This window comes from Listeria sp. PSOL-1 (assembly GCF_902806445.1).
In the GTDB taxonomy this organism is placed as follows: Bacteria; Bacillota; Bacilli; order Lactobacillales; family Listeriaceae; genus Listeria.
On the sequence record NZ_LR760298.1, the window covers coordinates 281,440 to 294,929 of the forward strand.

General features: G+C 33.8%; 17 protein-coding genes. 12 read left to right on the top strand and 5 right to left on the bottom strand.

The window, feature by feature from the left end:
* Positions 1-216: 216 nt before the first annotated feature.
* Positions 217-873 carry a GntR family transcriptional regulator gene (locus G6Q10_RS01355; RefSeq protein ID WP_163652103.1) on the top strand — a complete coding sequence of 219 codons (657 nt, stop codon included), beginning with the start codon at positions 217-219 and terminating at the stop codon, positions 871-873.
* A 211-nt stretch (positions 874-1,084) separates the two neighbouring features.
* On the opposite strand, the gene G6Q10_RS01360 is transcribed toward G6Q10_RS01355, so the two are convergent.
* Positions 1,085-1,909 (bottom strand): DUF975 family protein, encoded by an 825-nt coding sequence (locus G6Q10_RS01360; protein ID WP_163652105.1) that lies wholly within the window; start codon positions 1,907-1,909, stop codon positions 1,085-1,087.
* Positions 1,910-2,074: 165 nt separating this feature from the next.
* Here G6Q10_RS01360 and G6Q10_RS01365 point away from each other — a divergent pair, with 165 nt between their 5' ends.
* The 4 genes from G6Q10_RS01365 (at position 2,075) to G6Q10_RS01380 (ending at position 5,455) form a co-directional block, all read left to right on the top strand.
* Positions 2,075-2,269, top strand: a complete 195-nt coding sequence (locus G6Q10_RS01365) for an Lmo0654 family protein (protein WP_163652107.1) — start codon at positions 2,075-2,077, stop codon at positions 2,267-2,269.
* Positions 2,270-2,343: 74 nt separating this feature from the next.
* Positions 2,344-3,045, top strand: coding sequence for a metallophosphoesterase family protein (locus tag G6Q10_RS01370; protein WP_163652109.1), 702 nt, complete (start codon positions 2,344-2,346; stop codon positions 3,043-3,045).
* A gap of 31 nt (positions 3,046-3,076) precedes the next feature.
* Positions 3,077-3,946, top strand: coding sequence for an alpha/beta hydrolase (locus G6Q10_RS01375; RefSeq protein WP_163652111.1), 870 nt, complete (start codon positions 3,077-3,079; stop codon positions 3,944-3,946).
* A gap of 117 nt (positions 3,947-4,063) precedes the next feature.
* Positions 4,064-5,455 carry a lytic polysaccharide monooxygenase gene (locus tag G6Q10_RS01380; protein ID WP_163652113.1) on the top strand — a complete coding sequence of 464 codons (1,392 nt, stop codon included), beginning with the start codon at positions 4,064-4,066 and terminating at the stop codon, positions 5,453-5,455.
* Between the two features lie 73 nt (positions 5,456-5,528).
* Here G6Q10_RS01380 and G6Q10_RS01385 read toward each other — a convergent pair whose 3' ends face one another.
* The 3 genes from G6Q10_RS01385 to G6Q10_RS01395 are packed head-to-tail and all read right to left on the bottom strand — an operon-like array spanning position 5,529 to position 7,825.
* Positions 5,529-6,092, bottom strand: coding sequence for a DUF420 domain-containing protein (locus G6Q10_RS01385; RefSeq protein WP_163652115.1), 564 nt, complete (start codon positions 6,090-6,092; stop codon positions 5,529-5,531).
* A gap of 30 nt (positions 6,093-6,122) precedes the next feature.
* Positions 6,123-6,941 (bottom strand): pyridoxine/pyridoxal/pyridoxamine kinase, encoded by an 819-nt coding sequence (pdxK, locus tag G6Q10_RS01390; protein ID WP_163652117.1) that lies wholly within the window; start codon positions 6,939-6,941, stop codon positions 6,123-6,125.
* Between the two features lie 17 nt (positions 6,942-6,958).
* Positions 6,959-7,825, bottom strand: coding sequence for a Cof-type HAD-IIB family hydrolase (locus G6Q10_RS01395; RefSeq protein ID WP_163652119.1), 867 nt, complete (start codon positions 7,823-7,825; stop codon positions 6,959-6,961).
* Positions 7,826-7,973: 148 nt separating this feature from the next.
* On the opposite strand from G6Q10_RS01395, the gene G6Q10_RS01400 reads away from it, so the two are divergent.
* From G6Q10_RS01400 to G6Q10_RS01410, 3 genes are read left to right on the top strand one after another with little or no spacing between them, the layout of a single operon-like run.
* Complete coding sequence (locus tag G6Q10_RS01400) at positions 7,974-8,540, top strand: maltose acetyltransferase domain-containing protein (RefSeq protein WP_163652121.1); 567 nt, start codon at positions 7,974-7,976, stop codon at positions 8,538-8,540.
* A complete protein-coding gene (locus G6Q10_RS01405) occupies positions 8,537-8,803 on the top strand; it encodes a YwdI family protein (RefSeq protein WP_163652123.1) in 267 nt (88 codons plus the stop codon). The genes G6Q10_RS01400 and G6Q10_RS01405 overlap by 4 nt, the downstream gene beginning before the upstream one ends.
* 15 nt (positions 8,804-8,818) lie before the next feature.
* Positions 8,819-9,202, top strand: coding sequence for a DUF423 domain-containing protein (locus G6Q10_RS01410; protein WP_163652125.1), 384 nt, complete (start codon positions 8,819-8,821; stop codon positions 9,200-9,202).
* Positions 9,203-9,949: 747 nt separating this feature from the next.
* Here the strand turns inward: G6Q10_RS01410 and G6Q10_RS01415 are convergent.
* Positions 9,950-10,927, bottom strand: a complete 978-nt coding sequence (locus G6Q10_RS01415; protein ID WP_163652127.1) for an ETX/MTX2 family pore-forming toxin — start codon at positions 10,925-10,927, stop codon at positions 9,950-9,952.
* Between the two features lie 346 nt (positions 10,928-11,273).
* Here G6Q10_RS01415 and G6Q10_RS01420 point away from each other — a divergent pair, with 346 nt between their 5' ends.
* The 4 genes from G6Q10_RS01420 to G6Q10_RS01435 all read left to right on the top strand — a co-directional run bounded on the left by G6Q10_RS01420 (position 11,274) and on the right by G6Q10_RS01435 (position 13,331).
* On the top strand, positions 11,274-11,552 hold the full coding sequence (locus G6Q10_RS01420) for a hypothetical protein (protein ID WP_163652129.1): 279 nt from the start codon (positions 11,274-11,276) through the stop codon (positions 11,550-11,552).
* A gap of 211 nt (positions 11,553-11,763) precedes the next feature.
* A complete protein-coding gene (locus tag G6Q10_RS01425) occupies positions 11,764-12,153 on the top strand; it encodes a YrvL family regulatory protein (protein ID WP_163652131.1) in 390 nt (129 codons plus the stop codon).
* 303 nt (positions 12,154-12,456) lie between these two features.
* On the top strand, positions 12,457-13,008 hold the full coding sequence (locus G6Q10_RS01430) for a hypothetical protein (RefSeq protein WP_163652132.1): 552 nt from the start codon (positions 12,457-12,459) through the stop codon (positions 13,006-13,008).
* Positions 13,005-13,331, top strand: a complete 327-nt coding sequence (locus G6Q10_RS01435; RefSeq protein ID WP_163652133.1) for an arsenic metallochaperone ArsD family protein — start codon at positions 13,005-13,007, stop codon at positions 13,329-13,331. The genes G6Q10_RS01430 and G6Q10_RS01435 overlap by 4 nt, the downstream gene beginning before the upstream one ends.
* The last annotated feature ends 159 nt before the right edge of the window (positions 13,332-13,490 follow it).

The following is a 13,490-nucleotide window of genomic DNA, read 5'->3' on the forward strand; positions in this document are numbered from 1 at the left end:
GGATGAGTGTATATAAGGTGAAGACTTGTCGTGAAACAAAAAACAAGTAAAGTAGATTTATATACGATTCTACTTTACTTGTTTTTTTATATAAAGGTAAGATATAATACATTGTAACGAAGGGATTTAGCTTATAGGAAAATCAAGTGCAATTGTATTTGCATGCACCTATATGCTGTAATGATGGAAAATTTACCGAATTAAAGGAGCGTTAAAATGTTAAAAAGTAAACGGGAGTATAAAACATTAGATAAGGTTGTTTATTTTAGTATTATTAAAAAAATTAATTCCGGTGAATTAAAACCTAACGAACACTTAACTGAAGAAAGGCTATCAAAAGAGTTAGGTGTTAGTCGCTCTCCAATACGTAAAGCAATTACAGCTCTTGTTGCAGAAGGTGTTCTTGATTATCGCACTTATAGCGGGGTGGTAGTAAAAGATTCTATTGTTGATTCAACCCGTTACGTTCAATCACTTGAGGTCATTGAATTATTTGTTAAGTCAACGTTAGAAAAAATCGAGCAAAAAGAAACAAATATCGATACTGCTGATTTGCGAAATTATATCCATGACATGGACCGAGCATCCTATCTTAAAGATATTGACGAATATATTTTTAATCAACATCAGTTTTTCTTAAAGCTAATTTCATTTTCGGAGAATCCTTATTATCGGGAAATGGTTAAAAAAGTTTTCTTCAATTTGACTTATTTTGCAGTAGACAGCGTTAATCAAATTCCAGAAGAAGGTCGTGACCGAACGATAAAACATTTCACGCTGATTGTTGATTTACTAGAGGCGCAAAAATATCAAGAAGTCTATGTAGAAGTTAAAAATTTATTAAATGAATTTGTTGTTAATGCTTTTCGTTGATTTGCAAAAGTGAGTACTTCTAGAAAGCATATTGCTTGTTGTAGGCGCGTGTGTTTTTCAAGCACGAAAAAAACATTCCGATTTGCAGATTTTGACCGTTTGACCGCTACATGTGATGACTGAAACCGGGGAGGGGGACCCTGTAAGAAGTTATGTGAAAGCGTTTTGAATGCCAAGATCTGCAAACGTGAATGTTTGTTATCGATAAAACTTATTTTATTTCGTCTGGGCCAAAGCCTTCTGGATGATTATCGCTGCTAAATGGATCTTCTGACGCAGATGAGAGCTCATCTTGTGGATAGATCGTGTTTCCAATGAGATCGTTATAAAATATACTATAAGAAGTAAACATATACGGATAAATGTAAAGCGAAATACCAATCCATAGAAGAAATGCTAGTAAGAGTAATGCTCCTCCTGCTGTGAGCAAACCAATACTCGCTACGTTTGTTGTAAAGCTATAATTAATAGAATGGTGTATACTGCTCGCAATAAAAACTGAGAAAAAGCTTATAAAGCCAATAATACCAACAATCAATGGAATTAAATACCAAACTAGAAAGGTCAACGAAAGCAAGAAAAAGCGACCTTTATGACCATTCATTAAATGGCGGCTCTCAGTAATAGCATCTAGTGCAGAAGTATTTGGGTTATCGCGTAAAATGAGAAATGTCTGTGAATAAGAATAGGCCTTAATAATTCCTGGTATAATGAACAGTAAGGTCCAAAGTAGAGTGAAAATTGTAACTAATACATAAGCGAGCAATGTCCTACCATAATCTCTAAAAGCACTGAACATATAGCCAACATCTGGTTGATCATGCCTACTAACAGCTAAGTAAAACCAACTTACGCCAACTGTTATAGGAGCAATAAGTAAATAAGAGCCAATAAGACCGATGAGTGGAATAAAGCCAAGTATATTAGAAGCTGCAATAATAATCACTTGACTTAGTAAAAATACGCCAATGGCACTACCCCAGCTTCCTTTAAGGGCGCTCCGTGCACTGCGCCTTACTTCTGTAATTGACATCATGATTATCTTTCCTTTCGTAAAATGTAGTTGCTTAACTAAAAATAGCATAAAAATCTCGATGAATACAGTAAAAACCATAAAATTTCATAAAAACCTCAGAAAGGGGGTTGTTTTATGAAAAAGAGGGAAAAGAAAGGTCATCTATAAATGGAGGTGCTTTTGTTTATGAAAGAAAGTAAGGTAGAGCTAGAAAACCGATTACAAGAATTAAAAAAGGAATATCAAGATGTCGCAGCCGAAGCAAACGTCATTACGGAAGACCCGCAGCTACAAAACGGGCCGATTGGCGTCTCTGAAGTTCGTTTAGATGCAATACGTAAAGAAATGAATATAATTGAAAAAAAGTTGGAAGATAAATAAATCTACACGATAATAAAACAAGCTCAATTTTTTGTTAGTTGTTTAAAAGTGTGTAGTAAAGGGGGCCTAGAAAAGTGAAGCCAATATTTGCAATAGGTGATGTACATGGTGAAATTACGTTACTAGATAGGATCTTAGAAAATTGGCAAAAAGAAAAGCAAACACTCCTTCTAGTAGGGGATTTAATCGATCGTGGTGAAAATCCTGGCGCAGTTTTAAAACGAATAAAAAAACTTAGTGAAGAGGCAGAAGTTATTGTCCTTAAAGGGAATCATGAGCAGATGTTACTTGACTGGCTAGCTGCACCCACGGAAAAAATGGCTTATTATATCAGCCAAGGCGGTATGGAAACTATTCAAACACTTTTAACACATACGATTGAAGAGAAAGTAACCCCAGATGAATTGGCTGAGCGAGTAAAAGAAGATGCCCAAGATTTAATTCAATTTGTTCAAAAACTCCCTCTTTATTATGAAGTAGGAAAATACGTGTTTGTTCATGCAGGGGTTGACTTAACGCTTTCTGATTGGCATGATACGAATCCAAAAGACTTTTTATGGATTCGTGAACCATTTTTATTCGGACAAAATAAAACGGGGAAAGTTTTTATTTTTGGTCATACCCCTGTTCAAAATTTACATAACGATAACCATATTTGGATATCAGAAGACCAAACAAGGCTTGATATTGACGGCGGTGCTGTATTTGGCGGTAGCTTAAATGCAGTTGTTGTAGAAGAGAAAATGATTACAGACAGCTTTTCTATCACTAAATAGAGTCTTCTGATGAAAAAGGACGTGGCACAATATGCGTAAAATAGCGCTCATCGTTGTTCCGACAGTGACGATGTTTATTTTAATAGCTGTTATAATCATTTTACATAATGACGAAGAAAAAGAGGATGCTAAGCTAAAGCGAACGATTATTCCAACAGTTTTTGTGCATGGATATAAAGGAACATTTAATTCTTTTGGCAATATGTTAAATCGTTTCTCTAAACAAGAAGGAAGTCGAACGATTGCCATGCGTATTAGTGTTTCACAAAAAGGGACTTTAATGGTACGTGGGAACTTGGACCCTGATCAAAAAGGTGATTCTGCAATTCAAGTAATTTTTGAAGATAATCGGGCAAGCCTTGCTAGACAAACTTTATGGATGCAAAATGTTATGCAATATTTACGCAAAAAAGAAGAAATCAAAAAAATCAACTTAGTAGGTCATTCAATGGGAGGTCTTGCTATTTTAAATTATCTTGAGACGACAAAGCTCGACCATCATTATCCAACGCCGCAAAAATTTATTGCGATTGCCACACCATTTAATGGTATAAATAAAGCTGATTACTTTAAGCTGCAAAAAGATCCAGCTGCTCATGATCTAAAAACAGGCTCTAGTGCGTTAAAACTTTTACAGCAAAAAAAACGGAACATACCAAAAAATATTAAAATGTTGGCGATTGCTGGCGAGCATAGTGGCTTGGATTCTGATGGACTTGTTCAGGTGAAAAGTGTTTTCTTTGCAAAGAATTTTTTTCCAAAAGAAGCTTATCAAGAACGACTTGTTAAAGGACCAGATATCACACATAGCGGTTTGCATGAAAATAACCAGGTTGATCAATATGTTAGCCAGTTTTTATGGAACTTGCCTGAGAAAAGTAAAAGTAAGGCTGCTATTTAAAAAAGTTAAAAGTACTTAAATGTAATAGATTTATACAGCGATGTCACTTTTAAATGTTCATAAATTTATATAATGATTGATGTTAAAGATAATTTTATTATAAAAGGAGTTTATGAAATGAAAAAGGACAAGAAAAAAGCACTAAAGATTCTTCTTGGCAGTGTGGCTGGTTTTGCTGTTCTTGGAAGCATTTGTTTGTTAAATGATGACACTGCATCTGCCCATGGCTATATCTCAAGCCCAAAAAGCCGTGTTTATGAAGGTGTTCTTGAAAAAGGACAAAATTATGATGCTGCTCTTGAAAAATATGGAAAAGCAATTACTAATCCAGCGGGTATAGAGTGGTTTAAAGGTTTCCCAGAAGCAGGTCCAAGCGATGGGCACATTGCTTCAGGTGAAGGACTTCTTAACGGAGCTATTGGAGACTATAAATTAGATACACAACAAGCGAACTACTGGAAAATGCAGGATTTAAATGGTGGACCAAACAAATTTACTTGGACTTACACTGCCCCGCATGAGACTACAAAATGGGAATACTTCATCACGAAAAAAGGTTGGGATCCTAATGCTCCACTTACAAGATCTGAATTTGAAAAAATAGCAACAATCGATCAACCTGGACATGCAACAGCAGATACCTACCCTACACATACTGTAAATCTACCTACTGATCGCAGTGGTTACTACGTTGTTTTAGCTGTGTGGACAGTTGATAATACCGATAAATCATTCTACCAAGTAGTCGATGTTAACTTGCATAACGATGGCAATGGTAGTGGCGATGAAGATACTGTAAAACCAGATAAAGTTACTGGAATCAAAGCAGAAAACATCACAACAAATTCTGCTGACATTAGCTGGAACGAAAGCAAAGACAACAAAGGCGTTACTGAATATCAAATTTATCGTGATGGCAAATTAGTCAACCGCACAGCGGATACTAAATTCCATGATACCAATCTAACAGCAAATACAACTTATCACTATACTGTAACTGCAAAAGATGCTTCAGATAACGTTTCTGATGTTAGTGATGACTACACGATGACAACAGCTAAAGCACCGGAAAATGATACAACGCCTCCTACTCCACCTACGCATTTACACGCTATGGGAGCAACTTCATCAAGTATTTCATTAATGTGGACAGCATCTACTGACAATGTTGGTGTAGAAAAATATATTATCTACCGTAATGGTGTACCTGTTGCTGAAACCAAAGAAGCAAGCTTTAACGATACTAACTTAGAAGCAGACACATACTATGTTTATTATATTTTAGCAGTAGATAAAAGTGGGAACAGATCTACTAGCACTTCAAACATTTTTATTGAAAAAACTGCCAATGCCGACAACCCACTATTCCCTGAATGGGATGCAACAAAAGTCTATAAAGGCGGCGATGTTGTATCTTACAAGGGCAAACACTACAGAGCAAAATGGGAACAAAATGGTTTAATTCCAGGTGCCGATCAATGGGGCCCTTGGGAACTTTTAAATGACTAAGTAAAAAAGCAGGGATAATTTCAAAAAAGAGTCTGGGACATAAATGCTTGTCCTAGACTCTTTTTTTATTCTTTTAATAGTAAGGTGCCATTAATAAATAAACTAATACTCCCGTAAGGCTGACATAAAGCCAAATTGGCATTGTCCAGTGAACAATTTTTTTGTGCTTTTTAACCTGCATTGTCCAACCAAAAACAAGTGCAAAAAGAGCAAGTGGAACAACGATAGCTGCTAAAAAACTATGCGTGATTAAAATAAAGAAATAAATAGGCCGAAGCACCCCTGTTCCACCAAATGTGCTTGTCTCTGCTGATAAAAAGTGGAAGGTTAAATAGGAAACTAAAAATAACAAAGTTGACACAAAAGCAGCAAGAATGAAGCCACGGTGCATCTTAATGTTTTTCTTTTTAATAATCGCCCAAAGTGCAATCAAAAGAAAAATGAATGTAAAACTGTTAAAAATCGCATTCATTCGTGGAAAAATAGTTAAATCAAAATGAACAGCACCTTGATATCCAATGGGTGAAAAAAATAGTAATAAGATAAGCACAACAGCTACAAAGGAAAAAATCATAATTGGCCAAAAATAGTTTTTATCAGATGTTGCTGAATAAAGTTTTTGATTGTCTTGCTCCATGAAAATAAACCCCTTTATTTGTTTTAATTTTTATATCCGTTTTTCTGCTTGATTATACGCTCCGTGCCAAACTGGTCCGATAAACTGATTTAAAGGAAATCCTTCTTTAATTGCTGCTGTCACAAAATCTTTTGCCTTAGAAACAGCTTCTGGAACACTCATCCCTTTGGCAAGTCCTGCTGTAATTGCTGCTGCAAATGTACAACCAGCACCGTGATTATGGCTAGCAGCGATTTTGTCCACTTCAAAGACCGTGAAATCTTGTCCATCATAAAGTAAATCAATCGCTTTCTCGCTTTTAAGTGCTTTTCCGCCCTTGATTACAACATATTTAGCACCTAGGTCAATTATTTTTTTAGCAGCAGCTTTCATATCATCTATTGTTGTCAGTTTGCCAAGTCCGGACAATTGGCCTGCTTCGAACAAATTTGGCGTTGTAATGATTGCTTTAGGAAGAAGTAAATCACGAATGGCTGTCGCATTTTCAGGTTGAATCAGTTCATCTTCGCCTTTACAAACCATAACAGGATCAATAACAACATTCTTTAAATCATATTGGTCAATCACTTCGCGTGTAGCTTTAATAATATCGATAGAACCTAGCATTCCTGTTTTCATTGCATCGACTGGGCCGCCTGAGAGAATCGTTTTAAGTTGTTCACGAACAAGTTTTGCATCAATCGGGGTGACTCCGTGGGCCCAATTGTTATCTGGATCCATCGTTACAATCGTTGTGATGGCGCTAAACCCGAATGTACCATACTCTTCAAAAGTTTTTAAATCAGCTTGAAGCCCTGCTCCACCACTTGAATCAGAACCGGCAATAGTTAATGTTTTTTTGATAGACATTTATATGACCTCCAAGATTAATGATTGTTTTTAAGCATTTGATAAATTGCCTGTGCCACACCATGATCATCATTTGTTGATGTATGGTATTTTGCTTCTTTTTTAACCTCAGCTTCAGCATTTCCCATAGCAACACTGTAACCAGCCATTTTAAGCATAGACAAGTCATTCATATTATCCCCGATAGCGAATGTTTCGTCCAGTGTTACGCCCATTTTTTCAATATAATATTGTAATGAAATGCCTTTTTGAGCTTCGCGATGTGTAATTTCGATATTGTTTGAAAATGAGGAAGTAACAGCAATATCTCTAGAAGCTGATAACGTTTCACTTGCTTGTTTTAATTTATTTTTATCTGCTGAAAAGGAGATAAGTTTTAAAATGGTGATTTCTTGATTAGAAAAAAGACGGGATATATCGTTAATTTCGCGCACGTTTTTTGATTCGAAGCGTTCCTCAATTTTTTCAATCACTTCGTCTTTTTTGGCATCGGGAAAAAATTGCTGTTGCATTTCTGTCATGAATTTTTTTCCGTAAGCTTTATCAAGCGTAATTGGACCAATATCTGTGAAAAATTCGGTGTACATATCATGTTCGTTTAATACTTGAAAAATTTTTTTGACTAGCTGTTTTTCTAGTGGATGTTGTAAGATAATTTTTCCATGTTCATCGCGAATTTCTGCCCCATTCATACAAATTGCTGGAGCATAAAGATTTGCTTGATGTGCAAGTGACATAGCATCGTCATACATTCTTCCAGTACAAAGCACGAAATGGAGCCCTTTTTCGCGAGCATACTGAATGGCGTTGACGTTTTCTTTCGCAATGCGGATAGCTGAATTAAGTAGCGTTCCATCCATGTCTGAAGCAATAACTTTTATCATAAATAAGATTCCTCCTAGATATTTCCCTATCTACTTAAGAATAGCATTTTTTAAAAGAATTTGCAGTTGAATAATCCGATATGGAGATTTTTGCGAAGTGAAAAAAATTTCGTTATAATTAAAGAAATATTGAAAAGGAAGGTGACATATGAAAACAGAAGTAGAAAAAATGCTGGCAGGAGAACCATATGATCCAGCCGATCGTGTTCTTACGCATGGACGAGACCGAGCAAGAAAATTATGTCGCACCATTAACGAAACGATTGATCTAGCGCAACGTTCTGAATTATTAAAAGGGTTACTAGCTGAAACTGGCGAAAATATATATGTCGAACCAAATTTTCGTGTCGATTATGGTTCTAATATTTATCTAGGTGAACATTTCTATGCCAACTTTGATTGTGTGATTTTAGATGTTTGCGAAGTGCGGATTGGAAAAAATTGTATGTTTGCACCGGGAGTACATGTTTATACAGCGACACATTCACTTAACCCGGCTGAAAGAAATAGCGGGTATGAATTAGGCCGCCCTGTTACAATTGGTGATAACGCCTGGATTGGTGGGCGTTCAGTTATAAATCCTGGAGTAACTCTTGGTGATAATGTTGTTGTTGGCTCTGGTTCTGTTGTCACTAAGTCTTTTCCTGATAATGTTGTTATTGCTGGGAACCCAGCTTGTATTGTGAAGCACATTGATGGGAGTGATGCCACATGAGTATTGCTAAGGAAACCATTTTTGCAAAAATAGAAAAAGAGCTAAAGCTAGCAAAAGTAGCAGAAACACAAAATGAACAAAATAACCATTTGCATGCTATGGAAGTGTTACTCGACTTGATGTTGCAGCCAGAAAACATGAAAGAGTCACAAAAAATAGGGGATTCAGCGGTACAGGCGCAAGAAAAGCCATTGTTAGTCAATCAAGGACAAAAATTAATCATGGAAGATGGCGCAAATGGAGACTCGTTATTTGAATTTTAAGGGGAATGGTCATTTATGAAAAAAGTGTTGACAATAGGTGGTATCTTTGGGCTTTTAGCAGTGTTGTTAGGAGCATTTGGGTCTCATGGGTTAAAAAGTGTATTAGGAAGTAGTGTAGGTGTTTGGGAAACAGCGGTGCATTATCAAATGTTTCATGCTATTGTTTTGCTTGTCACCGGAATATTATTAGCTTTGACGAAAAGTAAACTATATTTAGCTGCAGCATGGTTTTTTTCGATTGGAATTATCCTTTTTTCTGGAAGTTTATATTTACTTAGCACTTTGAAAATAACGATGTTAGGGCCAGTAACCCCATTTGGAGGAGTAGCCTTTATTGCTGGCTGGTTATGTTTTATTATCGGTACACTGAAACAAAATAATTTTTTCCAAAAATATTAATTGTTGATTGTAACATGCAAGGTACTGGTGTTAAAGAATTTATGTCGTAGTATTTCAGTTTTTATTAATATTTGTCATTAAACTTTAATAAAAAAATTGTTTTATTGGGTTTCTTTTTATTTTTGACGGGTAATATATGAACATAAGCAACGACAATCTTATTACTTTTTCTCCCTTTTTAGTAAGAGATTGTCCTTTCTTACCTTAAACTCCCTTTTTAGGTGCTGAAACACGTTAATTGTAGTGTTTTCAGCACCTTTTTTTGTTTATTTTTGAGGTTGCCCCTCGCAGTTACCCCTCGCTTAGCTTATAAGTCTTTTATTTTTTTATATTCTTCATAGATATTTATGGTGTTTTTTCTCATAATTTCATCTGCGTGAGTATAAACTTTTGTAATTTTAGAGCCTTTTACGTGTCCTATTCGTTGTTGGATAGCTACCTCGATAATATAGCATGTTTTGTGTCTACTTTATTAGTATACATCCAATAACGTACTACATGAAGAAGGCGGTTATTATAGTGTGCTATTAGGTTTATTGCTATTTACAATCGGAATTATATAGTTAATTGTTACCGGTACCTTATCTTTTTATAGAAGAAGAAAGATGAGTAAGAGATAGGTTAATTTTAAATAGTGAAACACTTGTCCAATCTAAGAAAAAAGCTGATCTAAGTTAGGCATGAATTTTCCTAAAAAAGAGTCTGGATTATCAACTATCCAGACTCTTTTATAAATTTTCAGCTCTTTTACTTAAGCTTAACTATTTTTTTATCAACAACTTTTACATTTTTAGAATCTGTAATATCTGTGACAGTAACAATAAAATCCGTGCCTGTTTGATAGGAATATTCACCTTCACCATCGAATGCTATTTTAGATTCGAGATTACCCTGGAGATATTTCAAAAATGCATCCATCAAACTAGTAGCATTTGTTTCAACTTTTAAATCTTTAAAATTGGAAGGTGTAATGAAGTAATCCATAACGTATGGGGATGTTATGACAATGTCTTTTTGGGTAGGAATCCCGTGGCTGTCATAATGAACACCTTGTAATGTATTTGTAAAATTAGGATTATTTTTTGTCGTAACCGCTTTTAATGCTACTTTTCCATAATAAGGCACCTTTCTTAAGTCAGCACGTACCTTGTATTTTTTGCCTGCTGGAACTTTAACTAATTGTCGGGGGGCAGTGACTGTATTTGTTTCTGTAAAAGTCTTTGTTTCAGTCGAAGAAGCATTAAATTCTAAATTAATATCACTTCCTGGAATAAAAACTGGGACAATTTTATCAGAATTAATTTTAAATCCTTTAGAGGTTGCGGTTGATGTACTGAATGCTACAGCTTGAGAGAATTCTGAGGTACTAAGGTTTTGGTCTACATCACTTCCTGTATTATCAAGGATATTATCACCCATATAAACAGGTTCTATATCGCCTTTAATAGGTTCACCTAATGTGCTACCACTTACATCAAATTTTTCATTTTGTTTCGTACTGTTTAGATTTACAGCAGTATAATTATCAAAAGTTTCCCCTTCTTGCATTTTTTTATAAAAGTCTTTAGCTGCGGCATTTAAACGATCTGTAATAGGGACAATGACTCCTTCTTTTTTAGAGGGTAATTCTGCTTTTACAATTTCTGGGTTAAAAGTTGGTATAGTAACTGTAGTTAAGATAACACTAGGAAGTAATACTAAACTTAATAATTTTAACTTTTTCATTTAAACCGCTCCTTATTTCTTTTTAGTCTAGTAAAAAATAGAATGGATAAAACTAACTTGGATATTCACCACCTTTCTATTTAATTTTAGAAAAATGATTAGGATAATAGTCTTTCATGTTGTAATAAGTGTATCTTTTTTAAATTTAAATGAGGTGTATTATAGATACATGGTATAAAATTAAATATGTATATTTTGTGTCTAATGACAGAATACACAGTTATATAAAATTTATTTTTAATCGTTTGTGATAAAAAATAAGTCATTCATTACATTTTTGATTATTGTATCCGCTTTTATGCTATGATGAAAGCGTAAAACATTATAATTAAAAAGGAGGTTTAAAATGAAAAAGTCAATTAAGTTTTGCTGTGCTTCACTTGCTCTAGCTATGGGATTATCAGTAGTAACGCCAAGCATAAGCGCCTATGCTGCTGAAAGAAACTTAGAAAAGGTAATATCTAAAAACCAAGAATTAGTAGAATTTAGTAGTGCTCTAAATGAAGCTTTAAAAGAGGATGGCATCACTCAACAACAATGGAATAATTATATAGCAGAAACAAAAGCTGCTGCAACTCAAGAACCAACGCCAAGGTGGAAGGGCGCAGTTATAAAAAAACAATGAAGTTTGCTATTAAACATGTAAATGTCATTCCATCAAAAAAAGTGAGAGATGTTGTAAAAAAATATGGTGGAAAAATTATCAAAGCGATTGATACATATACTTGTTACGATATTGTTAAGGCTTTAACCAAAGTAGGCATTCCATATAAATATTGCAGATTTAATTGCAGATTTTTTAGTAACATTTATTTTATAATTATTTGAGGTAACTTATGCTTTCAATTCTATTTTTTATTTTAATTTTAGTTCTGTTATTAATTCCTTTTTTTGGAATCGATTATTTAATTATTTATTTGCTAAATGGTAATTATGATAATTTATGGTATCTTTTTTTATTTTTAATCCTTACCTATATTGTAGGTTATTTATTGGATAACGTTCTAGAAATGGTCGTGAAAGTAACGTTGTCCAAAAATAAAGAGGACAAAATGCCTTTGATATTTAATTTGTGTGTTAGTTTTTTGACTTCGCTTTTAGGAGTATATTTATTAGACATGATTTTTGCAGCTATTTCATTAAATACATCTATTTATTTAATGGTAGCTTTAGCACATACTATAATATTCTTTATCATCGATCAGCTACCAGAAGGAGAGAATTAATTTGTAAAAAAACAAAGTTAAAAGAGCATAAAATTTAATTACTCTTTTAGCTTTGTTTTTTCGTTCGCCCCTCATTTTGCCCCTAAAAGTTTTTGATTTTTTTATACTCGGCATATCATTTGATTGTTTCTAGTCTCATAACTTCGTCTGAATGAGTATAAATTTTAGTAATTTGGGAGCCTTTAGAATGTCCTATTCGTTGTTGAATAGCTACCTCATTTATTATATTTTTCGTTTTTGTATCCGGTTTTATGTTATGATGAAAGCGTAAGGCATTATATTAAAAAAGGAGAAGTTTTATTTATGAAAAAATTATCCATTATATTGCTATTTGTTATTATGTGTTTGATAAGTTTTATTTGTAAAGCTAATAATGTAAATGCTTATGAAGATCAAGTTATTACAAAAGCTCGCATTCAAACAAAAACATTTAATGAATTATCAGAAGAAGAAAAAAATTTTTTTGAAAAAGAAGGATTTAATACAAATAATGAGTACTATGCTGCAATATCAATCGAAACACCAATAAATTCAATATCTACACGTAGAATAAATGTTGTTACTTGTATTGCTTCTACTAAAAAGATAAATGCTACTACAGGATATACAACCTACATACTCACTGCTTCTAGAGCAGGTTTTCTTGATCTTAACACACGCTTATATTATGGAGAAACATATAGAAACTCTTTGGTTACACCTTACAATGCTCCAAAAATTTATGCTAGAGGGATTTATTTTAATTACACCTCTAAGAAAAAGTATCTTCCATGCCGGGTAACGACACAATATTATACTTCAATGGGTACAGGTACTGTTTCGTCTAAAGCAGGAGGTGTTACTTTAGGGCGATGATTAATTTAAAATATTTTTGTTTAGAAGAAGAACTACAGTTTGAGCTTGAAATTGAGGTTATTAATCAACTTGCAAGCGAAGAATTCAAACAAGCTTATTTGGACTTGAATGGCATAAAAATTGAAATACAGGTATTTTTTCTTAACGAGTCTGAAGTCCCTTTTAAAGCGCATGAAAATGTTTATGCTTTAATAAAACAAAAGGGAAAAGACATTTTGCCTATTGTAACTTTAAATGATAAAATCATTAAAAAAAATGCTTTGTTAAACAATGATGAGATAGAAGAGATTTTTGGAATAGGTATAGATGCTCAGATAGATTAGCTAATTTAAATCTCTGTTGTTTCGTTTGCCCCTCATTTTGCCTCTAAAATTTATGATTAGATATTTATAAAGAAGATAGTAATAGAATATAACCACATATAAAGCCATTTTCATGTTGTAAATAAAAATCAAAATAATTTCTTATTTTAGACTCTTTTT